This window comes from Halalkalibacter oceani (assembly GCF_023715605.1).
GTDB classification, from domain to species: domain Bacteria; phylum Bacillota; class Bacilli; order Bacillales; family Bacillaceae_D; genus Halalkalibacter; species Halalkalibacter oceani.
On sequence record NZ_JAMBOL010000004.1, the window covers coordinates 82,387 to 107,829 of the forward strand.

Consider the following 25,443-nt stretch of genomic DNA (forward strand, 5'->3'; position numbering starts at 1 on the left):
CATTCTTAATATGGTCTTCTAGCTTCCCAGTATGGCGGCTGGTCATAATGGCGGTACAACCTCATCTCATCTTCTCTCGTCAACGGCGTTTCTTCAAAATAATCCGGCGCCGCTTCAATTCGTTCCTTGTCGACATTGACCGTAATCGTCCGGTCACGCCAATTGATTTCCGAAATCCAGTCGGTGGAGACGAGCACCAATTCCTTTGACAGAAAGCCGCCGACATCGACTTCAAGATAACGAATGTTCCATGTGTCGCTTTCCAGCAGGAAGTCAGACACTCTGCCAACCTCGCCATTTATCGCATGCACTCTGTAATTTCGTACATCGTTGACACTTTGCAGATGGCTTTCCTCACGCGTCTCAAGATCAACTGCCGCTCTTTCATGCGGCTCAACGGCTTCCTCACCGAACAACGATCGCCTAGGCTGCGTCAGCGGAGCAGCGCCCCAGCCATAATATTGGCCGAGCTCTCTTTCATACTGTCTTGAAATCGGCTCCTTCTCATCCGGCTTCGGGCTGTCCTTAATCTGCTCTTTCGTCGCATTGACCGAAATCGATTCATCCGCAATATGAACATCTGTAAACGCCTCTGGACTTAACAGTACCTTCCCTCCAAAAAACCAAGTCCGCGTATCCCCGATGAAGTAACGAACCACAAAGGATTCATCGTCAAAATAAAAATCATCAATCGAACCAATGTCGCCGTCTGTTGCTCTCATTGTAAACCGCTTCAGATTTTTCGCTTTTAAGATCAACTTCATCGCCTCCTTTTTTGTAATTGTTTATGTTGTACCCGCCTGATCAGCTCGTAAACCTCTTTTGACGATTGCCGGAAAAGATAGCTAAAAAGACATACTCGCTTCGCAAAGAAAATAATCTATAAAAGGAAGCGCTCATTACAATGACAAACAGTAGGAGAGAAGACGATGATCGATCCAGCAAACCGGGAGAAGGAATTGCCTCAAATCAGTGTCATTGGAGAAGCAGAACTGACTGTGGTGCCAGATCAAGCCGTTGTGACGCTCGGCGTAACAACAGAGACGCTCGAGCTACGTCAAGGCCAGAGTGAAAATTCGGCAGCAATGACCGCTATTCTCGATGAAGTAAGAAGACTGGGTATCGGGGAGGACCAGATTGAAACCGCGCTTTATCAAATTGACAGCAGGTACCATTATGAAGACGGGGTCAGCACGTTTGCCGGATATGAGATCACCCATCTGTTTCAAATTACGATCGAGGAAATCAATATGGTCGGCACAATTGTCGATGCGGCGGTGGAAAAAGGCGCAAATACGGTGAGAACGATTCAATTCACCTTGCAGCGGGCGGATATCTACCGGCAGCAAGCCCTTCAGCTCGCTGTTGAAAATGGGATCAGCAGCGCGCAGGCCATTGCGACAACGCTTGGCATCTTGCTGCCGCCCTATCCAAGCAAGGTTGAGCAACAGCCGACTTCGCCGGATTTCCCTTCCCCTCGACTGTTGAGCGCCAGCGCCGCCACTCCAATCCAGCCAGGGCAGCTGACGATCCGCGCCCACGTTCTTGTCGCCTATGAATGAAAGGAGTGACAAGAAGGTTATTCTTCCCTTTCGCCAGGCGAACCTCTACAGTAACCCCTTCATTCAGAGGGAATTCCAGGATAGCTGACGAAGCAGCGCCACTCCTTCGGAACTTCCCTTCTTCCACTCTATTTTATCTTCCAAGATCAACCGTTAGCCGGATCGGGCAGTGATCGCTGCCGAGCACGTCAGAATCAATTCCGGCTTCTACTAACGCCGAACGGAGCCGCTCTGAAGCGAGAAAATAATCAATCCGCCAGCCGATGTTGCGCTCCCGTACTTTGCTCATATAGGACCACCACGTGTAAGCCCCTTCTTTCTCGGGATAAAAATAACGATAGGTATCAATAAATCCGGCGTCAAGCAAGCGCGACAGCTTTTCGCGTTCCTCGATCGTAAAGCCTGAATTGTTACGGTTTGCCCGCGCGTTCTTCAAATCAATTTCCGTGTGAGCAACATTCATATCACCGGTTAGAATGACCGGCTTTGCTTGATCAAGCCTTGTCACATACGAAAACAGCGCGTCCTCCCATTCAAGGCGCTCCCGTAAACGGGATAAGTCTCTTTTCGCGTTCACGGTGTACACATTGACGAGGTAAAAGCGGTCGAATTCCAACGTGAGCACCCGTCCTTCATCTGCCGCGATTTCTCCTTCAAATCCGTAATGAACCGCTAATGGCTCCTTTTTCGTGAAAACAGCGGTTCCCGAGTAGCCTTTGCGTTGAGCGGAATGAAAAAATTGTTGATAGCCGGGCAGCTCTAATTCAAGCTGACCTTCCTGCAATTTTGTTTCTTGGATGCAGAAAATATCGGCATCCACCGCTTGAAAATAAGTAAGAAATCCTTTTTTTACACAGGCTCGCAAGCCATTGACGTTCCAGGACACTAGTTTCATTCATGTACCTCTCTTCTCTTGCAGTCTACGTTGAAAATGATAGAGTGAAGGCTACTGCCTGTCAAGAACGAGACCTTCCCCGCTTCCGATCAAGAAAAGCAAAAACTCCAGCGCCCCGACTACATGTTGGGCTGCTGGAGTTTTGCCAAAGACGGCTCAGGCATTCTTTTTTGCTTTCGTTGCCGGCTTTTTGCGCGCGGCCGGCTTTTTCTTTTTCGTCTTGTCGATCGACGCCTGAAGGGCTGACATTAAATCGGTTACATTCGAGGCCGGCGCCTCCTGCTCCTTCGGATGAACCGTTTGCTTGCCCGTTCGCTTCTCTTCAATTAATTCCATCAAGGCTGTGCGATAATCGTCCTTGTATTTTGTCGGATCAAAGCTTGTTGTTAGCTGATCAATCAAAAGCAGCGCCGTATCGACTTCCTTTTTAGATAGTTCCTGGTCACTCGGCGTATTCGGCACGTCTTCCACTTTGCGCACTTCATCCGGAAAATGAATCGTTTCCATCAGCAACGTGTTTTTATAAACACGGACGACCGCGAGCTGCTCCTTTGAGCGGATAATGATTTTGGCAACACCGATCTTGCCGGATTTCAGCAACGCTTCACGAAGCAGCGCATATGCTTTTGCGCCGCCATCTCCCGGTGCGATAAAATAACTGCGCTCAAAATAAATCGGATCAATTTCTTCAAGCTGGACGAAATCAATAATTTCGACCGCTTTTGCTTCATTTTCTTTTTTCAGCTTTTCCAAATCTTCCTCATCAAGGATGACGAATTTGTTTTTTTCATATTCGTATGCTTTGACAATATCTTCATTTTTCACTTCCTGCTGGCAGCCTGGACATATTTTCTGATATTGAATCGGCGTGTGGCATTCCTTATGAAGCTGCCTCAGCTTAATATCCTTATTTTCCGTTGCCGCGTGCAGCTTAATCGGAATGTTGACAAGCCCGAAGCTGATACTGCCCTTCCAAACTGTGTGCATCAAAGACACCTTCTTTTTTCTTTATAATGTGCTTGCTTTTGCCGGCAATTATGTATGAAGTGAAATCGAAACTAACATCCTAACGAGGAAATCATTTTCAAGGAGGATGGACGATGGATAAGCCAATGCTGCTAACAGCGGCTTCTGAGCCGCCCGTTGGCAAAGGCTGGCTTTATGAGCCTAAATACGACGGCTTCCGCTGTCTACTTTACTGGTCTAGCGACAAACCGCTTCTTGTCAGCCGCAACGGCAAAGAGCTGAACGGTCAATTCCCTGAGATCATCCAATTTTGCTCTGATCACCAGCAGGAGATTGAGCCGTTTCTTCCGCTGCTACTCGACGGTGAGCTTGTCCATTTGCTTAACGCCTTTAAAAGCTATTTTTCCGCTGTACAGCTTAGAGGACGGATGAAAAATGCAGATCGTATTTCAGCTCATGCCGCGGCTTTTCCGTGTCACTATCTCGGCTTTGACCTGTTGCAGCTCAAAGGTGACAGCCTGATCGATCTGCCGCTCGCCAAGCGCAAGAAGCAGCTGAACCAGCTCTTTAATAAGCTCGGCTGGTCACGGCAAATCGATCCTTATTCGGCGCAAAAGCTCCAGCTGATCGAGGAAACAGCGGATCTGTCCCGGCTCTCAGCGGCGATCGATCTTCATAACGGCGAAGGGATCGTCGCCAAACAGGCTACGAGTACCTGGAAGCCGGCAGCACGGACACGTCAATGGCAAAAGAGCAAGAACTGGCGCCTTGTTCCCGTGATCGTTACGAAATATGACGAAGCCAACGGCTATTTCTATGGCAGCGTCTTTAAGGAATCAGAACTCCTTGATATTGTCATTTTCAAGCATGGTTTAGCAGAGACGGAATGGCAGACGTTAGTCTCGCTCTTTCAAAAAAACGGGACTAGGAACGGATCGCTCTACAGGATGCCACCGGCAATCTGTGCCGCGATTGCCTGTATTGACTTTGATGGCAAGCAGCTGCGAGAACCTCATTTTCATTCTTTTTTGCTTGCGCAGGAGCCTGAGCAGTGCACGAGCAACGAAGCTGAAAAAGCGCTCCGCCCGCCGCCGGCCTCGGTTGCCGTTACCCATCCCGACAAGCCGATCTGGCCTGCTTTAAACATTCATAAGGATGACTATTTAACGGAGCTGCTGCATCTCGGCGATTATCTTTTGCCGTTTCTTCATGACCGGCATTTAACCGTTATCCGTTACCCGCACGGCGCCGATGATGAACGTTTTTTCCAAAAAAACTGTCCTGACTATGCACCGGAATTCGTTCAGACTGACCTGCACCATAACATTCGCTACATTCTCTGCAATGATGTCGAAACATTGCTTTGGCTTGGCAATCAGCTTGCGCTGGAATTCCATATTCCATTTGAACCGTTCCATTCCGCGTATCCGTCGGAAATTGTTTTTGATCTTGATCCCCCGTCGGTGTCAGAATTTCCTCTTGCTGTCGAGGCGGCCTTGCGACTGAAAGCGATATTCGATCAATTTCAGCTGCAATCCTTTGTCAAAACGTCGGGTGGAAAGGGATTACAGGTTTATCTTCCACTGCCAGAGGAAACCTATTCTTATGAGGACACTCGACGGTTTACCGAATTCGTAAGTGCGTTTCTTTGTGAACAGGAGCCGGATTGGTTTACGACGGAGCGCCTGAAAAAGAAGCGCGGCCGCAAATTATATGTCGACTATTTGCAGCACGATAAGGAAAAAACAATCATCGCGCCTTTTTCGCCAAGAGGAAATACCGACGGACGGATAGCGACTCCGCTTGACTGGAGCGAGGTTAATGCTCGGCTTGATCCGGCATCTTTTACAATCGCCACGATTCGGGCACGGCTGCTTGCAAACGGAAATCCGTTTCGTTTTTTTCAGCAGGCAAAAGCCAATCAGCCGCTGGACTTACTTCTTGAGCAGCTGACAAGTCTCACCTCCGTCAAATAAGTCTTGACCAAGGGCATACTAAACAAACGGATAGAAAAGGGAGGAATACGATGGGTCTGTTTACACGAAGCAAGAAAACCGCTTTCGCGACAAGCGAATACGACCGTCTCGAGCTAGTGATTATGTGTCAGCCTCAGTACATGACCATTCGCGATATCATCAATGAAACGCAAAAGAAATTTAAAAATGAAGGCATTCATATTTTGAAAGCGATGGAGCAGCATGAGCAGTTCGTCAATACATTGCGCGCTCATCATATTGATGTCGTTCTGCTGCCGGCGAACGAGCAATTTCCGGAACAGGTTTTCACACGGGATATCGGCTTTACACTTGGCCAGACGATTTTCGTTGCAGAAATGGCACATGACATCCGTCAAGGAGAGGAGAATTATTTAAAGGAATGGCTGAAGCAGGAAAAAATCTCCTACTACAATTTGATAGGCGATAAAATCGAAGGCGGCGATATTATTATCGACCGCGATACGATTTACATCGGTTTAAGCAACCGCACCAATCAAAAAGCAATCGACCATTTGCAGCAATTATTGTCCCAGTTTGAGGTTATCACCGTTCCATTTCATGAGAAGTTTTTACATCTCGACTGTGTCTTTAACGTGCTTTCTCCTAAAGAAGCACTCTTTTATCCAGATGCGTTTAACAAAAAGGAAAGGGATTATCTGGAAACCCGCTATGAACTGATTGAAGTCACAAAGGACGAGCAGTTTACCCTCGGTACGAATGTCCTTTCAATCGGCGATAAAAAGGTTCTTTCCTTACCCGTCAACCAACAGGTCAACAAGCAGCTGCAGCAGCGCGGATATGAAGTAATTGAAGTTGATATTACTGAAATCATTAAATCAGGCGGCTCCTTTCGCTGCTGCACGCTGCCCGTCATTCGTGAAGAACCGAAAGAGCTATAGACACTAGGTAGTTTTCCTTTTGTCTATAGCTCGAAGGAAGAGGCTGGGGCAAAAGGCTGTTTTTTTACCTTTTTCCCAGCCGCTCTAAGCAATGAGCGGAACCGCCACGATCTTTTAAAGCCCGTTGTGAGTGGGTTTCTCACAACGGGCTTGTGGCGTGTGAAGCCATTGCCAGTAGGTCCAAAGCTAGTTTTGTCTCAAGCTCGTTTTCGTATGGAGCGTAGCCGTTGCCTGATTTGCTACGAGTGGGTTCTAGACCACTTCTTTTTACAGCTCGGCGAATTGATTGACCAAATCACCAAAGACTGCAAGAGCATCTTCAATCGTATCCGGCTTCGTTAAATCAACGCCGGTGTCTTTCAGTAATTCAAGCGGCGGCTTGGAGCTGCCGCTTTTTAAAAATTGCAGATAGCTGGTCTTTGTTGCCGCATCGCCCTGCAGCAGCCGTTCGGCGATCGCATTGGCCGCCGCATACCCCGTAGCATATTTGTACACATAAAACGGACGGTAAAAATGGGGAATCCGCGTCCAGCCGAATTTCACTTCTTCATCACATTCAAGCGCACTGCCGTTATACGTTCGATAAAGCTCTTCATACATCTCATTGAACGCATCAGCGTGAAGCGGCTCTCCCTTCTCGGCCTTCTCATGCGTCAGCTTTTCAAATTCAGCAAACATCACCTGCGTGAAAAATGTCCCTTTAAAGCTGTCGATGAAATGGTTCAGCAAATATTTTTTTCGGTTAGCCTCTTTGCTTTCCGCCAGTAAATAGCGAATCAGTAACATTTCATTGACGGTCGAAGCGACTTCGGCGACAAAAATCGAATAGCCCGCACTAATTTGCGGCTGATGCCGGCTTGAATACCAGGAGTGCATCGCATGCCCCGATTCATGCGTTAACGTAAACAGGCTGTCAAGATCATCGCGGTGATTCAGCAACACATACGGATGGACACCGTAAATCCCGATGTTGTATGCTCCTGAGCGTTTTCCCGGCGTTTCGCGAACATCAAAATAACGCTTTTCCTTAAAGCTTCGCAACGTCTGCTGGTAATCGGCGCCAAGTGGCTCAAGGCTGTCGATCATCGTGTCAAAGGCCTCATCAAACGATATCTCTTCCTTCACGCCGGGAACGAGCGGAACCGAAAGATCGTATGGTTTTAACTGCTCGACTTCAAGCAGCTTTTTCCGCAGCCGGATATACTCATGCATCGGCTCAATATTCGCTTTCGTCGTTTCAATTAACGTCTCATACACTTCTTTCGGGACTTCGTCTGAAAATAACCCTTTTTCAAGCGCGGAGGGATAGTGACGCATCCTTGAAATCGTTACATTGTTTTTAATCGCCGCTGACAGCGTCGAGGCAATCGTGTTTTTCATCTGTTTATACGGCTTATAATAGGCCTGATACGCTTCTGCACGCTTTTCTCTATCCTCATCTTCCATCCGCTTTGCATACATCCCTCTTGTTAACGGGACTTTCTCGCCATTTTCGTCGGTTACCTCTCCAAATACGATGTCAGCATTGTTGATCATGCCAAATGTGTGACTCGGCACCTGCAGGGCTTCCCCAAGCTGGGAAAGCGTTTCTTCTTTTTCTTCACTCAAAATATGCTTTTTATAGCGATAGCTGTCATACAAATCTTCTTCAAAATAAGCTAACTCTTTCTTCTCCGCGATATATTGCTTTAGCGTTTCCGGCTTCAGCTCGAGTAAAAACGGCATAAAGAACGACTTTGCCGCTCCTAAGGAAACCGCGAGCTTTTTGGCGCGGTCAAGCAAAGATTGGCTGGTGGTTACCCGCGTATCAATATCAGCCTGCAGCATCGCATAGACGTATACCTTTTTAAAGTCGTAATCGATTTCTTCCGAGAGGACGAGAAACGCATGCAAGCTGTCAGCATCAGCCAGCCGTCCATTATATTGGGCGAGCTTCTCAATCTTACTCTCCAGCACCTTATAGGTTTCCTCCCATTCCGCCGCCGTCGGAAAAATATCGGAAAGATTCCATTTTTCATGTTCCGGCACGTCTTTCCTTGACGAATAGCTCTTCATCATTAGCCCCCTTTTCCATTGCTTGCTTCTATGTATATTGTAGCTAAAGTATACTGATACATCGCCGGCAGTGCAATCATGACGTTCCTGCTTTTCCCAATAAAAAAACCTGAGGAGCATAATCCGCCTCAGGGAAAGGAGGCCACTGAAAAACCTCTTTTTCCGTAACTCGAAGAAGAGTAATGGCTCCACACGTTGCGCGCCTTGCTGCGAGAAGATCAATCGTAGCAAGGCTTTCAAAATCAGGCAACGGCTACGCTCATTACGAAAAAGCTGTTGAAAAAGTGAAAATCGTACTTTTTCAGCAGCTTCAGGGAAAGGAAGCTGTTTTATTCCTGAAATTCTTTAAACGGTTCTCTTCTTACTTCTTGATCCTCACCATGAACCTCATCGATTTCACCATCAATCGTGCCTTCCACGTACGCATCCAGCACCTGTTCATGCGTCATCGCCAAGCCTCGGTCGACCGACTGTTCGCTTTGTTCATCACCTGACTGATACTGATTGGTCGCTACTTGATTGGCTTGCTTTTGCTTTTCATTCATTTTCCATCCCTCCTTTTCCTTTAGTGTCTATCCTCCTTTTGAAAGCATAAGCGGTAAAATTGTCCAGCTGCTTTGCGAAATTCATGTACATACTCCACTGTTTGCCCAGGAAACAATAGAAAGGACTACGGAGAGGATGAAGTCTATGGCACATTCAAAGCAAGACAGCGAAAAGCCGCTGCAATGGTGGCAGCTGTCATTATTGGGAGTCGCTTGTACGATCGGAACCGGCTTTTTTCTCGGTTCAAGCATCGCGATTACGATGGCCGGGCCTTCGGTGCTGCTCGTCTATATCATCGCGGCTTTCGGAACATATTTCGTATTTGAGGCTTTGGCGAAGATGACCATTTACGACCCGCAAAAAGGCTCTTTTCGTTCGTATGCAAAAAAAGCATACGGGCGCTGGGCCGGCTTCAGCAGCGGCTGGGTTTACTGGGCCTCGGAAATGCTCATTATCGGCAGCCAGATGACCGCTTTGTCCATTTTCTCCCAGCTATGGTTTCCTGATCTTCCTTTATGGCTGTTAGCCAGCATCTATGCCGCTCTCGGCCTGCTCGTCATTATCGCCGGCAGTAAAAGCTTTGACCGAACGGAAAATTTGCTGGCGGTGTTGAAAATTTCGGCGATTTTCATGTTTATCATTCTGGCGTCCCTGGCCTTGTTTGGCCTGATCGGAACAGACCCGGATGGCACCCATATCCCGCGGACGGTAGAAGACGTTTTCCCACACGGCTTAAAAGGGCTGCTGCCGGCCTCCATCTACGGATTTTACGGCTTTGGCGGGATTGAAATTATGGGGCTTCTCGCTGTGCGGTTAAAACAAATGAAGGACGCGCCGAAATCAGGAAAAGTGATGCTGCTCACGCTCGGACTAATTTATGTATTCTCGATCGGCCTGGCCTTGATTATGGTGGCGCAAGCGGATTTTTCGCATGAAGAAAGCCCGTTTGTGACTGCTTTGACCGCTTATGCGATCCCTTATGTGAACCATGTGTTCAACGGTGTTTTTATTATCGCCGGCTTCTCAACGATGGTCGCCTCGATGTTCGCTGTCATTCGGATTCTCGTGACATTGGCCGAAGACCAGGATGCGCCGCGATTATTCGCAAAAAAGATCCATCATAAATGGGAGCTGCCTGCCATCCTGCTGACAACGCTCGGCATTATTGTATCGATCGTGCTGTCGATCTTCATGCCGGATCAAATGTATGAATATGTCACGACCGCCGCCGGCTTGATGCTGCTTTATAATTGGATCTTTATCCTCGGCTCGTACGGCCGTCTGCTCAACTTAACGAAAAAAGAGCAGATTAAGCGGCTGATCGGCTTTCTCTTTATTCTTTTGGGAGTGATCGGCACCGTTTTCCACGCCACAAGCCGGCCCGGCTTTTTTGTCAGCTTGCTCTTTCTGTTTTTAATTGCCATTGTCACGCTTATTATGAATCATCTGTGGAAGAAAAAAGGTGACGGCAACAAGCCATCACTGACCCTTTTTACAAAAACAACACGCTAAACGCATGCATGCCGAAATAAAGCCCAAACCCGATTAAAGAGAGACCTGATAAGACAGAAATCGCAACGAGAAGCCTCGTCGTAAGGAAGCGTCGCAATGTGCTCGCCAGTCCGGCCATCGTCACATCCCAGACGACAATTCCGGCAAAAATCGCCGCACTGTACAGCCACACTTGCCCAGGCTCTGCTTGCGTCAGCGTTTTCGCTAAAATCGAACCAAAAATGCCGAGCCAAAACAGAATGGTCAGCGGGTTGAACAGCGACATGAAAAAGCCGGAAAAAAAGGAAGCGGAATAAGACTGTTTAGCTGATCGTGAAGCTGTCAGGCCGACATTCTTCGCGCCCATTAAGCTTTCAATTCCTGTGTAGACGAGAACGAAAAAACCGAACAGCCATAAAAAGGTTTGCACAAAAGGCAGTTCAATCAAATGAACGACGCCGAAAAAAACGAGCAGCATATAAATGCCATCTGCGACGGTCGCTCCGAGGCCGACTAGCCAGGCGTGGAGAAAACCGCTTTTAATGCCCCTGTCCAGCTGGGCAGCATTGACAGGGCCGATTGGAGCCGCCAATGACAGCCCTAATAACACATAACCAAGAAGAATACTCATTTGCCCCTCCTCATCCAAAAACCAATGTACTAGCCTGATGCTTGTACCATTGTATTCAGGTGAGGGGCTCGTTAATACCTAAGAAAAACAGATGGCGCTCTTGATCAAGAAAAAGATGTGCCGTCGAGAAATCTTGGCACATCTTTTTCTTGCATGTACTAAGTTGCTGCAACGCCGACAATCTGCTAAGAGCGGATGACGTGCAGCGAAATGTCAGCTTTCGGCTTAGTATCCAAAGCCTCCGCCGAAACCACCGCCGCACCAACATGCGCCGACGATAATTAACAAAATAAAAAGCACGACAATTAAAGCAAATCCTCCGCCATATCCATATCCTGCTTCTGCACCCATTTATATCACTCCTTCTTGAAAGTAGGATGAAGCATCATCCTCACGATTCATCGTATGCAGGTGCACAAAAAACGTTTGGGCGCTTGTGAAAATAAGTAAATTGGCCATGCCTGCTGTCGCGTTATTCGAAAAAACGGATGATCGCAAGCAGGACGACGGCGGAAACAACTGACGTTATCAATTGCTTTATATAGAGAGCGGATGCTGCTTTCCAACGCAATTCCTTCGCTATTGTCCAGATCGTCACTAAGCAGGACGACAGCGTTGAAGCGATATACACAAGCAGAAAAACAGTGCCAGGAGCAAGGGCTGACATGAACGTACCGCCTCCTTCATTAAATAACAGGATCCCATCCTTTCTGATCATTGAAAAAACGATCCCGGCAGCCGCTTCCGCAGGGGCCCCGATCAGCTGGACGAGAGGCGCGGCGGCCCTCGTTAAGATTGCCAGAATCCCCACGTACTCGAACAGTGAAGCAATCAGGCATATGAAAAAAAAGATCGGCATAGCCTGAGTGAGAAATTGAAGGAAGACACCTTTTACGCGGAAGGCTACGCGTGCGGTCGATGGCCACTGTAAAAATGTTTTCCGTGCCTGAAAATAACGAAGCCATTTCTTTTCTTTGATCGGATACCACAGACGGTTATGAATGGCGGCAACGAAAGTCAACGTGAGCATGTACGGCAGGAAAAGCCACGGCAGTCCGGCGACGTGAAAAACGGACAACGTCGCTCCGATTTGATAGCTGCAGGCCGAACCGAATGAGATCAGCGATACACATGACGTTCTCGTAGTCAGGATGCAGCTTCTCGTTTGCTGAACAGCGACAACATTACAGCCAAAGCCGGAAATAAACGGAACGAGATCCTGACCGTTCAAACCGATTTTGCTCATCAGCGGATCAAGTGTATCGACGATCCGGTCTTTTAACCCAGAGTCATCAGCAACCGCGCTGGCAATGGAAATAAACAGGACAACAGGAAACGCCCAGACGAAGGAATAAATTCCTAATGTAAAAAGCCCGTAACTTCCTGTTAAGACGGCCTGAAACAAATCGGGAAAATTCGCTGTCCACAGCTCAAGCGGTTCGATTATCCGGTAAAGCAATGGTTCGAGCACGCTTGAAAGGCGATAAGCAAGCATCACCGGTAGGGCAAATAAGAGAAACATCATGATCAGCGCAAGCGGAATACCGCAAACGGGATGATCAAACCATAATGGTTTAGGATCAACTTCTTTGTGACGGACTTGAGCCATTTCCTCCCACATCGTTTGCGTAATTCGTTTTGTTTTTTTCAACTGATTGATGATGGTCGAACGGCTTCGCTCATCATGACGTCTTGCATCAACCATAATTAGTGGCCAGTCGCCAGCCCTTGCATGAGCTTGAAGAGCTGTCAAAAAAGCCGGCTCCATTTTATCGGCAAACGTAACAAGGACAGTCGCTTCCACGCCGTTCTTTGGGATGAGCGAAGCTAACTGTCTGATTTCTTCACTAAAATGGGTGCCTCTAACGACAAACAGCAAATGAGCTGCGCGCTCCAGCTCGATTCTCGCAGCACAGAACGCTTCACTATCCTTCCTGCGCAATCCTGGTGTATCAACAAATACGGCCGACCCACTATGCCGTTCTTTAACAAAGATCGTTGACCCCTTTGCATTTAATTCCCTTCCCGCGCGCTGATTCGTTAGGCAGGCAAACACGCTCGTTTTGCCAACGGATTCCAGGCCGACCAAAACAATCCGTTCCTTAGCGACAGTCAACTCCTTAGCATTCACAATTAACCTCGCAGCACGCTAAATCCTCAAGCAGCATTTGGTTATTTTCATACTCTGCAAGTACCTCTTCCTTCATGTCATAGCCCCATCTTGTAAACAGCTGCTTGACGACCGCCGCATACCGTGCCCGAAATTTGTAAATGAAGCAAAATACGGCGGAACGGTGCTGAACACTCGGACCTATTAAAAAGAGTCCTTCCGTTACCGTAGATTCATCAGCCTCCTCCGTTACGAGCGGCTTGCCATTTTCCTGCCATTCAAACAGCGAAGCAATTTGCGTCGCTCCTGAAGCAAATCCTGTCGCTAAAATAGGCTGTCCCGTTGTTTGCAGCACCTCGCCATTATCAAGCTCGACATCGTAGCCTGCATGATGTTGCGCGATTTTGGTTACTTTTCTGTTCTCCTTAAAAGAGACCCGTCCTGATTGAATCGCAACCTCCATTCTTTCATATGTGTACGGAGAAAGGGTCAAGCTCGGATCAGCGACCTTGTCATTCATTGACGTTTCCGTAACAACGGTTACTTGACTACCATTTCGGGCAAGATGAAAAGCGGCATCTGCGCCACTTTCCCCGCCGCCAACAACAACATAGTGAGCTTTCGCCAGCGCTTCATAGGAATCAACGTGCCCTACATGAAGCCCATGATGAGCTCCTTCTATTCCCGTTGCCCGAGGAAACTGAAATTCGCCGGTCGCCCAGAACAGCGCTTCACACGTCCATGTATCAGAATCAGTTTCGACAGTAAACAAGCGGCCTTTTTTTGAAACAGCGGTCACCATCGTCTTTTCTTTCACCTTCAAGTCGAAGTGATCAGCAAGCAATTCAAGATAGTCGGCATATTCATCCCCATTTAGATGCTCTTTCCGAAAGGTATAAGCGGGCGATGTACCCGGAGTGACTGCGTTCAGGTCGAGGGCACCAAAGCCTTGTCCCGTAAATGAAGGGGTAATAAATCTCATTTCCCTCGGCCATCTTCTAAACGTAGAGCCGATTTCATCACCTTCTAACATGAGATAAGAGGTAAATCCCAGCTTTTTCAGGAGAATGGCAAGGCCAATCCCGGCAGGTCCGGCCCCAACGATGATGATTTTCTGATGGTGAATCATTTTGTAAAACCTCCATAAAAGGAATGAGCAGTGCTGATTTGAACAGCCTTGCTCATTCCTCATTTTTTATCGCGCGATTACTCAGCCTTTAACACCGTACGCAATGTTTCAATGTTTTCTTCCATAAGCGAAAAATAATCCGCGCCGGCTTCTACATTTTCCGTTGTTAATGCTTCAAGCGGGTGAAGATAAAGTGACTCCGCTTCTAAATAATCCTGAACGGTTTGCGCCACCGCCGGAGAAATATTCGGCTCAAACAAAACATATTCAAGCCCCAGCTCCTCTGCCTGCTCAATCGTTTCAATCAGCTGCTGCTGTGTAGGCTCATTTGTCGGAGAAAGCCCGGCAATCCCGATTTGCTTGATGCCATAACGCGCTTCCCAATAGCCGTATCCGGCATGAGAAACGATAAACGTATCAATTTGCGCATTTGCAGCAACTTCTTGAAATTGTTGGTCGAGCTCTTCAAATTGCCCGCGAAGCTCTTCAAAGTTCGCTTCAAAGTACTCTTCCTGCTCAGGCATTAGCTCAACGAGTAAATGTTTAATTTGCTCAGCCATCTCGATGGAAAGAACCGGATCAAGCCAGACATGCGGATCATGATCGCCATGAACATGTCCGTGATCATCATGCTCATGACCGTGGTCGTGCTCTTCCCCATGCTCATGATCGTGATCATCATGATGATCATGAATGGCAATTGCAATAGGCTCACTTTGCGCCACGACCTCATGATCGTCACCGAAAAGCTTTACTTGAATCAACTGCCCATCTTCCGCTACTCCTTCGTACGTGTTCGTTCCATTGTCAGGTACCACTTCCCACGCATCGTCACTCTCTGGATCTTCACCTGGCGCCAGTGTATACCAATGCCAATGATCGTGACCACTTTCCTCAATTTCATGGGCGGTTAAATGAACATGATCGCCTGTATGATAATGGTCTTTTACCCCTTCAATGCGCATAGTGCCACTCTCGACTTCCCCATCGTCGTGATTATGCTCATGCGCGTGCTCCTCTTCTGCACCATGGTCATGGTCGTGCTCCTCTTCTACACCGTGCTCATGGTCATGGTCGTCCTCATGTTCATGCGCATGTCCGTCCTCTTCCCCGTGTCCGTGATCATGATCATGATGATGGTTATCTTCGATTAACTCAACACCTGCACTCGCTTCGAGAACCGCTACTCCTTCATTTGCGACAGCCTCGACAATCCGGTCGGCAAAAGCCTCAATCCCTGCGCCATTGTAAATAAAGGCATCTGCTTCGGCGACGGCAACCATTTCATTAGGGGTAGGCTCGTATGTATGGGCGTCGGCGCCGACCGGTACGATATTTGTCACCTCAACGAAATCCCCGCCAATTTTCTTCGTCCAATCCTCCAACGGAAAAATCGAGGTCATGATCGTCAGCTGTTCCTCTGTTTCTTGACTTTCTTCCACTTCATCCGCAGTATCTGTCTCTGTGTTTGAGCACGCATTTAATAAAAGCAATGCCGTTGCTGCTACCATGAAAAACTTTTTCAACCTAAAAACCCCTCTCTTTTTTCGAAAGCATTACGATTTACAACTCAAAAAAATTTCTTACTCTATCTCATTCAATTCTGCCAAGTATTTCTTCACCCCATCTCTTAAAACGTAATTATTACGAATTATATCAGCTACTCCGCCTACTGACAACTATAAACTCTGGAAATGCCTGTTAAAAACAGGGCCGGCTTCCTGCTTGATTTATTGATCGCGATAGATCGCACTTCCCGTCGCTCCTGTTTGCCCAAGGTACTTTCCTTTGTACGGATCTGCTTGCCCGTTTACTTCGGCAATGACGATTTGACAAATTCTCCGGCCGACAGACAGCTTAATCGGGAGTTCGCTCGCATTGAAAAGCTCCAGGGTGATCTGCCCGGAAAATCCCGGATCAACCCAGCCGGCATTTTGAATAAACAGCCCGAGACGGCCAATTGAACTTCTTCCTTCGACAAAGGCCGTTAAATAAGGAGGAAGTGTTATTGTTTCGATCGTTGTTGCTAAAATAAACGAGTGAGCCGGGAGTATGAGTGTTCCATTATCCGCTGTGATTTCGCGATAGGAAATCGGTGTGTCCAACGTAATCAGGCTTTCTTTATGCCCGTCAATTGTCAGAAAATGATCGCTCAGCCTTAAATCAATCGAAGCAGGCTGAATTTGCTTATCATTGATTGGCGCAATCGTTATTTCATTTTGCTTGATTTTTTCAAAAATTGATTTACCGGTTAAAATCACCTTTGTCCCTACTTTCAGCTTGGCCTTTGGACATTCCATTGAAATGGATCATCGAGCGTTTGCCAATCCTGCATCATTTCCGTATCTGTTAATAAACAATCGTCCAATTCTTTAGTTACTGTTTCTTTGTCCAGTTCTGTGCCGATCAACACCAGCTTCGTATGCCGATCACCATATTGATCGTTCCACTCCTGCAGAAGATCAGGATTATCTTTTAAAATTTGCTGTTGCTCATGAAGTGGTAAACCGGCGACCCAATAAGAGATGGGCTCGACTGAGACAGATGGCCCGGCCTGCGACATAAGCAGTGCCAAATTATTTCTGCTCGCGCACCAGACGATTCCTTTCGCTCTGACCACATTATCCGGCATGGATTGAAGCCAATTGTAAAAACGCATCGTGTGAAAAGGCTCCCGCCGGTAATAGACGAAAGAAGAGATTCCGTACTCTTCTGTTTCCGGAGTATGCTCGGCATGTCCTGCTGTCAACTCGCGAATCCATCCTGCCGAACTGCTTGCTTCTTCAAAATTAAACAGCTTCGTATCCAATATTTCCATCGGATCGACTTCGGCCTTAACAGAGCGAATGATTTTCGCTTTTGGTTGCAATGTTTTCAACACGACTTCCAATTTCTCCAGTTCCTCTTCCGATACAAGATCACACTTATTCAAAATAAGCACATCGCAAAATTCGATCTGATCGATCAGCAAATCGGCAATTTCTCGTGCATCATCCTCTCCAAGTGCTTCCTTACGATCAAGCAAGCTGTCCCCTGAGCGAAAATCATGCCAAAAACGATTTGCATCGACGACCGTAACCATTGTATCCAACCGGCAAAATTTTGTTAAATCAATGTTAAGCTCTTCATCAATATACGAGAATGTTTGCGCCACCGGGATCGGTTCACTAATCCCCGTCGATTCAATGACGATGTAATCAATATTTCCTGCTTTTGCTAACTTCTCCACTTCAATTAATAAATCTTCTCTTAACGTACAGCAAATGCATCCATTCGACATTTCGACTAATTTTTCTTCTGTTCGCGACAGCTCTCCACCTTGCTTCACTAATTCAGCATCGATGTTTACCTCACTCATATCATTGACGATGACCGCTACCTTCAACCCTTGCCGGTTTTTTAGAATATGATTTAGTAAAGTTGTTTTCCCAGAGCCAAGATAGCCGCTTAATACCGTTACGGGAATCACTGTTTTCATCTTATCCTCCTCATAAATCGTAATCATTACTATTTATATAATAGAGAACGAGTGATAGATTGTCAATCTGTGAATGAGAAACGATGCAAAAACGCTCTTCGACCTCGCTACCGGGATCGGGGCATTTTTTTTCTAGTGAGAAAGAGGAGGGATGCTTGATGATAAATAGAGAGAGCTATTCAAGACGGAAAGCAACGAGTTGCGCGCCTTGCTTACGCCTACGCTCATGGCAAAAAAGCTGCTGAAAAAGTGAAAATCGTCCTTTTTCAGCAGCTTCAACCAGAGGGATTTTAGCCAATCCCTATTCCGTTATTTTCAGCGCGATTTTTCCAAATTGCTCGGCGTCTTCCATTCTTTTCAATGCTTCTATTCCTTGCGATAATGGAAAAACCTGATCGATCACCGGCTTTATTTGATATCTTTTAATAAAATGAAGCATTTCTTTAAACTCATCTCGGCTTCCCATCGTCGTCCCGAGCATCGTAAATTGTCCGTAAAAAAAGCTGCGAATGTCAAGCTTGACCTCATCGCCGGCCGAGGCGCCAAACGTTACGAGTGTCCCGCCTTTGCGTAATTGACCGAGTGATTTATTGAAAGTGGCCGCCCCGACTGTTTCAATTACGATATCTGCTTTCTCTCCATTCAGCTCAGCATTCCAGTCATGTTCACTGGCAATCGCCACGTCCGCGCCAAGTTCGAGCGCTTTTTCCCGCTTTGCCTGCGAGCGCGACGTCACAATGACACGCGCTCCAATCGCTTTCGCGAATAACAAAAGAAAAGTAACAGCGCCGCTGCCGACCCCAGGCAGCAAAATCGTATCCTTCGGCTTGGCATGCGCTCTCGTAATCAGCGCCCTGTAGGCAGTAAGCGCCGCAAGAGACAGCACGCCTGCTTCCTCCCATGATAAGTGCTCCGGCTTTTTTTCCACATTGAACGCGGAAATAACAATAGATTCCGCGAAAGTCCCGTGATCAGGCAAGCCGACGATTTCGAATCCGTCCGGCGGCGCGGCACTTTTTGTGACCCAGCCGAGGCTCGGGTTAATAATGACTTCGTCGCCAGCCGCAACATCCGTCACGCCTTCTCCAACTTCTTCTATAATTCCGGCGCCATCCGAACCGATGATCAGACCCGGCGCCTCTTCCGGATGGCGTTCCAGCACGAAAAGATCCCGGTGATTAAGACCGGCATAAAGCAGTTTCACCTTTACTTCCCCTGCTGCCGGCTTCACTTCCTCGATCTCCTGATAGGCAAGCCCGGCCAACCCTCTTTTCCCTTGATGAACCAATGCTTTCATCCGTTCCACGCCCTTTACTATGGAATATTATGTTCAATGAATTGATAAATAAAGATGGAAATGGTTAATAATGCTCCGCTTACTAAATATCCGCCGATGACGTCACTCGGATAATGGACCCCTAAATAAATCCGGCTGAACCCCATCAACAGAATGATGCTGGCGGCCGCCCCTACGAGAAAACGGCGCGATTTCCGCTTTTTCAGATGACGCCAAAGTAAAAACGTTACCGCTCCATAAAGCGTAAAAGCCGCCATCGCATGGGCGCTCGGATAGCTGAATCCTGTCTCTTCAATCATCTCAATGATCGACGGCCGCTCCCGTTCAAAATACGACTTTAAAAGCACATTCAGCGTGACCGAGCACAAAGAAACAGCAACGAAAAAAATGACGTCACGCTTTTTCTTCGTAAATAGGTACAGAATAAGTAGCATGACTGCTGAAAGAACGACAACCGGGATCGTTGAACCGATAAAGCTGAGCGCGATCAGCATAGCTGTTAAAAATGGATGCTCAAGCATTGAAACCCGCTGGATCAACGCTTCATCAAGAGCGAGTGTTGCGCCCGTGACAACCCCATAGGTCAGAAATAGAAAAAGCATGAGCAAAACGCCGCTGCAACGTAAAAGGAATGTCGATGATTTATGCTGCAATATTGTCACACCTACTTGTGAGAGATTATGATAGTTGGATAAGTTTACCTCTTATTTTAGCGTTTTCTATCATTCAATTCAATCGGTTTGTTTTTTACGACAGCTCTCAGATTGCGTAACCTTGTCTATTCTTTCTTGCCCCGTTTTCGTATACTGAAACTACTAATTCTTTTGAAAAAGGGAGCTGATCGGATGATGATTGATGGACTTGTATTGGCAGGCGGGCAATCGTCCCGCTATGGGAAGGCGAAAATGTTTGAACAATACAACGGAAAAGCATTTTATCAGCATAGCATCACCGCATTATCAGAAGGCGGCTGCCGTTCTGTCTACATCGTGACAAACAGCGGGCTCGCTCCTTCTTTTTCTTCTGCCGATGCTGCGATTCTTGTTGAGGAAACAGCCCACCAGGGGCCGCTCGCTGCCCTGGCCTTTGCGATGGAACAGCTTCCCAGAACGGATTGGTTCTTTGTGCTTGCAGCTGATATTCCCTTTGTACGCGCTTCTTTGGTCGCCGACTTGATAAAAGAAATTGATTCCGCAAACCAAATCATCATCCCCGAGAGCGGAACGCGCCTTCAGCCATTGCTCGCTCTCTATCACCGCGACTGTCTCTCGATGATAAAACAGTTGCTTGCCAAAGGTTATCGGAGCTTTAAGCCTTTGTTACGGGAAGCGAGGCTGAAACGAGTTGCCTTCGCGGGCAATCAGGCAGATTTTATGAATATCAACTATCCGGAGGACCTCCGCGAGGCAAAGCGCCTTCTGTCCGACTTAAATGGCAAGGAAAAAATTGAGTAAAGACCTCGCTCTCAGGGAATAGGATGAAAAATATCCCCTTGAAAGGAAGCTGTGAATGGACAGGAAAAAAGCGTTGCTCGTCTATAATGCGCAGGCGGGACAAGCGAAAATCAACGACATTTTAAAAGATATTACGGACGTACTTGCTGCGGAATATCGGGAGCTGACGATGGTGCAAACCTTTCAGAAAGGCGACGGTGAGCGGATTTGCAGAGAGCGCGCCAGTGATTATGACCAGCTCTTTATTGTCGGAGGAGACGGAACGGTGCACGAATGTATCAACGGCTTAATGGACGTTACAAAACCGCCTGTTGTCGGAATTTTCCCTGCCGGTACTTGCAATGATTTCTCCCGTACTCTCGGGATTCCGCAAACGATTGCCGAAGCAGCTGAAGTGATCAAAGCCGGTCAAACGCTGACATGTGACATCGGAAGCTGCAACAAGCGGTATTTCACGAATTTTGTCGGACTCGGCTTAATTACGACCGTCTCGGAAGAAACAAATTCTACGTTGAAAAATTCAGTCGGTAAGCTGAGCTATTTTATTAGCGCGCTTCAATCGTTAAAAAAAGCCGAACCCTTTTCCTTTGCTTTGCAAACAGCCGAAAAAGTGGAACGAAGCGGGGAAGCGGTGATGATTCTGGCGATGAATGGCTATTCGTTAGGCACAGCCAATTTCCACCTTCCTGACTCCAAGCTCGATGACAGCTTAATGGAGCTCTATATCATTCAGGAATCGGGACTGAAACTACTGAAAAATATGTATTACAAAACATTCACCGCAGATTGGACGAAAGAAGCGGAAGGAATCGAGCTGATTCGCACCTCCTCCTTTTCCTTGACGACTGCGGAGAAAATGGAGATTGATATGGACGGTGAAATTTATCAGACATCCCCGGCTGCAGTCGCCCTGCTCCCGCGGAAGCTGACATTTTTCATGAACAAGCTGACAGAATGATGCATAATTTTTGACCTTTGGAAAATCCTAATACTTGTTCATAAATCTAACTTGAATGGAGTGACCAGGATGCCAAATCTAGATCAGCTCATGTCAAAAAATGTTGTTTCAGTCACCGGAGATCAAACGATCCAGGAAGCAGCGGCCTTAATGAAACAATACAATATCGGTTCTGTTCCTGTAGTGGAAAATGGTCAGCTGCAAGGAGTGATCACCGACCGCGATATTACGTTGCGTTCTACAGCGGAAGGCAATGCAACAAATGTGCCGGTGCGCGAATGTATGTCAACAAACTTAACCGTTGCCTCTCCTTCGATGGATGCGCATGAAGCCTCGGCTTTAATGGCTCAGCATCAAATTCGCCGTCTTCCTGTCGTCGATAACGGCCAATTAGTCGGTATGGTCGCGCTGGGAGACCTGGCAACAGAAGCGATTTATCAAAATGAAGCCGGCGAAGCGCTGTCGAATATTTCTGAGCATACTTCTCCTGAGCAGTAAGACGATCCTACTGGAGCAATCCTGTGGAGAGGAAATTTTGCACATAGCTATAAAGCAAGCAGGGAAACAGATTCTTTCCTGCTTGCTTTATGCTAGTCAGCCCTTCAACTTTTCGCCCATTATGCTATGGCCTGATCAAAACCTTTGTTCCGATTGGAATCATTTGGGACAGTTCAATCACATCCTCGTTGAACATCCGAATACAGCCTTTTGACACGGCTTTCCCGATTGAAGAAGGATCGTTAGTGCCGTGAATACCGTAATGTTTTTTCGATAATGACATCCACATCGCTCCAAAGGGACCTCCCGGATTCGGCGCTTTATTAATAATGACATAATCTCCCGTCGGCGTTTCATTCAGCATTCTGCCAACCGCAATCGGATAGGTTTTAACCTCAGCACCATGCTGAAATAAGGTCAGTGTTCTGTTTAACAACGAGACTGAAATAGAATAAGGCAATTGATCAGGGGCGGGCAACCCCGGAATAACGAGCGTCTGACCGACATATAGCGTATTTGGATCAGCAAGCTGATTTGCCTGCAGGAGGGTATTGAAGGCAATACGGTAATCCTCCGCAATCGAAAAAAGCGTTTCCCCCGGTTTGACAATATGCTTGTGCATGTAGGTCATCCCACCTTCCTCGCCTTTGGAATTACCATATGCACATCAGTCCATTTTATGCTTACTCCCGTGTAAAGGAAGACTGACAGAAAATGTACTTCCCTGGTTGAGCCTGCTCTCCACGGTGATCTCTCCCCCCATTTCTTCTACTAGCCCTTTCGTCAAAGCAAGGCCCATCCCCTGCCCTTCTTTCTCATCATGATCAGCGCGGCCGGTAAGATGAAAGATGTCTTCCAGTTTCTCCTCGGCAATGCCAAAACCACTATCTGTGATCATCAGCCGAAACTGATCCTCTTTTCGTTCCGTCTGAATCGTTAATGTTCCATTCTTCTTATTAAACTTAATCCCATTTGTCAGCAGGTTCAGCAGGATCTGCATGAATTTCGTCCGGTCGACCTGTAAAAACAGCTCATGCTCTTCGTCCATTTGCCGTATGATTTCAATATTTTTTTCCAACGCGAACGGATAGACAAACATGATACTGTCATCAATCACCTGAAAAACATTCACCTTCTCCCTCTTTTGAAGCTGTCCTGTTTTCCCTCTTTTCCTGCTCATCGCATTGAGTAGAAAAAGCATATGCTTTCCGGATTTGATAATTTTCTCGAGACGTTCCTGCTGCTTCCGATTGTTACGATCGGCTTCAAGCTGCATCAGTTGAGCATAACCGAGAATGCTGTTTAGCGGGATTTTTAATTCATGTGCCAATTGAACGGACAAGAGCGACGCGTATTCAAACTCTTTCTCAAAAGCCGCCCTCGCCTTTGCCAACGTCAGCGCTTTGTGCTGCTGGATGCTCTTGCCGATAAACAAAAAGCTTCCTTCCCCTTTCCCTTTTAAGCAATAAACCGTAAAAAAGATCTCATATGTATCCCCTTGCCTGTTTTGTAAAGTGAGCACCGCTTCCGCCCATTGATGTTTCTGACTTTCGTCTATCAGTGCGCTCGCTTTCTCACGCGATGAAGGAGCAACAAAAGCCGCTAATGTATGACTGGTGAGTCGCTTAATCGGAACGGCTGAAAAAGTAAGAAGGACGCGATTGGCCATCAGAATCGTTTCATTCTCATCACAAACAAAAATCCAAAATGAATCATCCTGTTCACCAGAGTTCTCCCGCTTTTTCCGCGACTGGTCCGTCTGTGGCGCTTTCCCATTCAGCCAATAGCCAAGCAGAAGCATCACGCCGGCGAGCAACGCATACTGAAAAACAAAACCCGTGTACAGAGCCGGTGATGTGGACAACGATCGTGCCAGACCTGAGAACGCAAAGGCGCCAAGTAAAACAATGATGACGATATAGACGAGTACATCCACCCTGTTCCACTTTTTGAACCCCTGATATAAATAGCCCAGTAACCACGCGAAACTAACTAAAATAAGCACAAAAAAAATCTCGTTCATCTCTTCTCACTTTCATGAAAAATATCCGTTTTTTTGCGTTATTCGCTCTTTTAGACAGTGGTATACGACTTCTCGAAGCAGATGAATATCAAGAGGCTTGTCGACAAAATCAACATGTGGAAAATCACGTAATTGTTCGCGGATATTCAAGTTTTGAAAAGCGGTGCAAATCGTAAAAGGCAGACAAAGTTGCTTATGCACCTTTGAAAACGTATGGACGCTTTCATGATTAATAAAATCATAAATTAACAGTTCAACCGGTTTGCTTTTCAGTTTCGTTATGACCTGTTCATGACTTTCAACGACATCCAGGTTTGTAAATCCCCAATCTCTCAACACGGTTTCAAACAGGAGCTTATAACCGTTGTACTCCTGATAGATTAAAATCGTTTTCGTATATAGTGCTTCTTCCGTTATCACCCAGTCCTTAACTCCCTTTTTGACTAAAATGCGTATGTTGAAAATTTTACCTTTTCGGACCCTTTCCTGTCTAATAGATACAGCACCCAAGTAGTCCGTTTTATGTACCCCATACGAAAACAAAGGAAGTAGTTAGTAAGTGATTGAACCCTTTCACAACCTTTCAGGAAACAAAGGGTGAGACAAGACTGACCATGACCAAGGGGCTGGGCAAAAGGTGAAAAACAACCTTTGTCCCGTTCCCTGCAACGTTAGCGAAGTAATTTTTGATGAGTCGTATGAATCCGGTGCTTTGAGATGTGAGCCGCTTTATCATAATCGAGAAAATAGGCTAAGTACGTTCTTCCTGAGGATTCGATATGCGAGATTTTATTTATATTGATAATATAGGAACGATGAGATTGATAAAAGGAGGAAGTAAGCTTTTTTTCCAGTGAATCCAATGTCTCCAATGTGACATAGGTTTTGTCTTTCGTATGAACAAGTGCTTCTTTGCCATTTTTTTCAATAAATAAAATGTCGTTAATAGGAACATAATAAGTCAGCTTTTTATTTTTTATAATCATTCGCTGTGAATCATTTCTATTGTTATTGGCCAACTCTTTCCTCTCTCTTACTTTTGCCAGTGCTTTATACAGACGTCCGGCCTCGACCGGCTTCACAATATAATCCGTCGCAGAAATCGTAAACGCTTCCACCGCGTAATCATCATAGCCTGTAATAAAAATAAATCTCAGCTGCGGAACGTATTCAAGACAAATCTTTATTGCTTCCATCCCATTAAGCTTCGGCATCCGAATATCGATCAAAACGGCGTCCACATCTCTATGAGATAAAACCTGTTCCACTACTTCTTTTCCATCAACTGCTTCTGCTACAACCGTAACATCAGGCAAATGATTGATAAACTCAATAAGGATTTCGCGTGAATCCGCATGATCATCAGCTACAATTACCTTTAAATTCTCCATCTTACCCCTTCTTTTCATTATATTTCTCAGAAGACTGCCATGATGAAACAGGTTAACCAGTTT

Annotated in this window: 25 protein-coding genes; 7 read left to right on the plus strand and 18 right to left on the minus strand. The window is 46.7% G+C overall.

Translation table 11 applies throughout. The features are described 5' to 3' along the window. Positions 1-5: 5 nt before the first annotated feature. Complete coding sequence (locus M3202_RS07410) at positions 6-764, minus strand: PRC-barrel domain-containing protein (protein ID WP_251222712.1); 759 nt, start codon at positions 762-764, stop codon at positions 6-8. A gap of 165 nt (positions 765-929) precedes the next feature. On the opposite strand from M3202_RS07410, the gene M3202_RS07415 reads away from it, so the two are divergent. After that, the gene (locus tag M3202_RS07415) at positions 930-1,562 is read left to right on the plus strand and encodes an SIMPL domain-containing protein (RefSeq protein ID WP_251222713.1); all 633 of its coding nucleotides are present in this window, start codon (positions 930-932) and stop codon (positions 1,560-1,562) included. Positions 1,563-1,695: 133 nt separating this feature from the next. Here the strand turns inward: M3202_RS07415 and M3202_RS07420 are convergent, their stop codons facing one another. Both M3202_RS07420 and ku read right to left on the minus strand, forming a co-directional pair. After that, positions 1,696-2,457, minus strand: coding sequence for an exodeoxyribonuclease III (locus M3202_RS07420; RefSeq protein WP_251222714.1), 762 nt, complete (start codon positions 2,455-2,457; stop codon positions 1,696-1,698). A gap of 156 nt (positions 2,458-2,613) precedes the next feature. Continuing rightward, on the minus strand, positions 2,614-3,444 hold the full coding sequence (ku, locus tag M3202_RS07425; RefSeq protein WP_251222715.1) for a non-homologous end joining protein Ku: 831 nt from the start codon (positions 3,442-3,444) through the stop codon (positions 2,614-2,616). Between the two features lie 113 nt (positions 3,445-3,557). Between ku and M3202_RS07430 the strand changes: the two genes are divergently transcribed. Then, the gene (locus M3202_RS07430; protein ID WP_251222716.1) at positions 3,558-5,399 is read left to right on the plus strand and encodes a DNA ligase D; all 1,842 of its coding nucleotides are present in this window, start codon (positions 3,558-3,560) and stop codon (positions 5,397-5,399) included. 50 nt (positions 5,400-5,449) lie between these two features. Continuing rightward, positions 5,450-6,319: a dimethylarginine dimethylaminohydrolase family protein gene (locus M3202_RS07435; RefSeq protein WP_251222717.1), complete on the plus strand. Its 870-nt coding sequence runs from the start codon at positions 5,450-5,452 to the stop codon at positions 6,317-6,319. A 267-nt stretch (positions 6,320-6,586) separates the two neighbouring features. Here M3202_RS07435 and pepF read toward each other — a convergent pair whose 3' ends face one another. Both pepF and M3202_RS07445 read right to left on the minus strand, forming a co-directional pair. After that, complete coding sequence (gene pepF / locus M3202_RS07440) at positions 6,587-8,374, minus strand: oligoendopeptidase F (protein ID WP_251222718.1); 1,788 nt, start codon at positions 8,372-8,374, stop codon at positions 6,587-6,589. Between the two features lie 329 nt (positions 8,375-8,703). Next, a complete protein-coding gene (locus tag M3202_RS07445) occupies positions 8,704-8,919 on the minus strand; it encodes a YozQ family protein (protein ID WP_251222719.1) in 216 nt (71 codons plus the stop codon). A 136-nt stretch (positions 8,920-9,055) separates the two neighbouring features. On the opposite strand from M3202_RS07445, the gene M3202_RS07450 reads away from it, so the two are divergent. Further along, positions 9,056-10,432, plus strand: coding sequence for an amino acid permease (locus M3202_RS07450; RefSeq protein ID WP_390188794.1), 1,377 nt, complete (start codon positions 9,056-9,058; stop codon positions 10,430-10,432). On the opposite strand, the gene M3202_RS07455 is transcribed toward M3202_RS07450, so the two are convergent. The 9 genes from M3202_RS07455 to M3202_RS07495 all read right to left on the minus strand — a co-directional run bounded on the left by M3202_RS07455 (position 10,413) and on the right by M3202_RS07495 (position 19,709). Then, positions 10,413-11,042, minus strand: a complete 630-nt coding sequence (locus M3202_RS07455) for a LysE family transporter (RefSeq protein ID WP_251222721.1) — start codon at positions 11,040-11,042, stop codon at positions 10,413-10,415. The two genes, M3202_RS07450 and M3202_RS07455, sit on opposite strands and share 20 nt — an antisense overlap. Before the next feature lie 225 nt (positions 11,043-11,267). Next, entirely contained in the window at positions 11,268-11,393 is a 126-nt protein-coding gene (locus M3202_RS07460) for a YjcZ family sporulation protein (RefSeq protein WP_251222722.1), read from the minus strand. A 121-nt stretch (positions 11,394-11,514) separates the two neighbouring features. Further along, entirely contained in the window at positions 11,515-13,173 is a 1,659-nt protein-coding gene (locus M3202_RS07465; protein ID WP_251222723.1) for a nucleoside recognition domain-containing protein, read from the minus strand. Beyond that, the gene (locus M3202_RS07470) at positions 13,163-14,281 is read right to left on the minus strand and encodes an NAD(P)/FAD-dependent oxidoreductase (RefSeq protein WP_251222724.1); all 1,119 of its coding nucleotides are present in this window, start codon (positions 14,279-14,281) and stop codon (positions 13,163-13,165) included. Before M3202_RS07470 ends, M3202_RS07465 begins: the two co-directional genes overlap by 11 nt. Positions 14,282-14,358: 77 nt before the next feature. After that, positions 14,359-15,807: a metal ABC transporter solute-binding protein, Zn/Mn family gene (locus M3202_RS07475; protein WP_251222725.1), complete on the minus strand. Its 1,449-nt coding sequence runs from the start codon at positions 15,805-15,807 to the stop codon at positions 14,359-14,361. Positions 15,808-16,011: 204 nt separating this feature from the next. Beyond that, complete coding sequence (gene dcd, locus M3202_RS07480) at positions 16,012-16,542, minus strand: dCTP deaminase (protein WP_251222803.1); 531 nt, start codon at positions 16,540-16,542, stop codon at positions 16,012-16,014. A 14-nt stretch (positions 16,543-16,556) separates the two neighbouring features. Continuing rightward, the gene (locus M3202_RS07485; protein ID WP_251222726.1) at positions 16,557-17,759 is read right to left on the minus strand and encodes a GTP-binding protein; all 1,203 of its coding nucleotides are present in this window, start codon (positions 17,757-17,759) and stop codon (positions 16,557-16,559) included. Between the two features lie 301 nt (positions 17,760-18,060). Continuing rightward, positions 18,061-19,056, minus strand: coding sequence for a zinc-binding dehydrogenase (locus tag M3202_RS07490; protein ID WP_251222727.1), 996 nt, complete (start codon positions 19,054-19,056; stop codon positions 18,061-18,063). A gap of 17 nt (positions 19,057-19,073) precedes the next feature. Beyond that, entirely contained in the window at positions 19,074-19,709 is a 636-nt protein-coding gene (locus M3202_RS07495; protein WP_251222728.1) for a phosphatase PAP2 family protein, read from the minus strand. Positions 19,710-19,901: 192 nt separating this feature from the next. Between M3202_RS07495 and mobA the strand changes: the two genes are divergently transcribed. From mobA to M3202_RS07510, 3 genes are all read left to right on the plus strand, one after another. Then, positions 19,902-20,510, plus strand: a complete 609-nt coding sequence (gene mobA / locus M3202_RS07500) for a molybdenum cofactor guanylyltransferase (protein ID WP_251222729.1) — start codon at positions 19,902-19,904, stop codon at positions 20,508-20,510. A gap of 55 nt (positions 20,511-20,565) precedes the next feature. Next, complete coding sequence (locus M3202_RS07505) at positions 20,566-21,468, plus strand: diacylglycerol/lipid kinase family protein (protein WP_251222730.1); 903 nt, start codon at positions 20,566-20,568, stop codon at positions 21,466-21,468. Between the two features lie 69 nt (positions 21,469-21,537). Then, entirely contained in the window at positions 21,538-21,966 is a 429-nt protein-coding gene (locus M3202_RS07510) for a CBS domain-containing protein (protein WP_251222731.1), read from the plus strand. Positions 21,967-22,090: 124 nt separating this feature from the next. On the opposite strand, the gene M3202_RS07515 is transcribed toward M3202_RS07510, so the two are convergent. The 4 genes from M3202_RS07515 to M3202_RS07530 form a co-directional block, all read right to left on the minus strand. Beyond that, positions 22,091-22,588, minus strand: a complete 498-nt coding sequence (locus tag M3202_RS07515) for a L,D-transpeptidase family protein (RefSeq protein ID WP_251222804.1) — start codon at positions 22,586-22,588, stop codon at positions 22,091-22,093. 45 nt (positions 22,589-22,633) lie between these two features. Further along, on the minus strand, positions 22,634-23,989 hold the full coding sequence (locus M3202_RS07520) for a sensor histidine kinase (protein ID WP_251222732.1): 1,356 nt from the start codon (positions 23,987-23,989) through the stop codon (positions 22,634-22,636). Between the two features lie 12 nt (positions 23,990-24,001). Then, positions 24,002-24,409, minus strand: coding sequence for a response regulator (locus M3202_RS07525; RefSeq protein ID WP_251222733.1), 408 nt, complete (start codon positions 24,407-24,409; stop codon positions 24,002-24,004). Between the two features lie 251 nt (positions 24,410-24,660). Then, a complete protein-coding gene (locus M3202_RS07530; protein WP_251222734.1) occupies positions 24,661-25,380 on the minus strand; it encodes a LytR/AlgR family response regulator transcription factor in 720 nt (239 codons plus the stop codon). Positions 25,381-25,443: the final 63 nt, after the last annotated feature.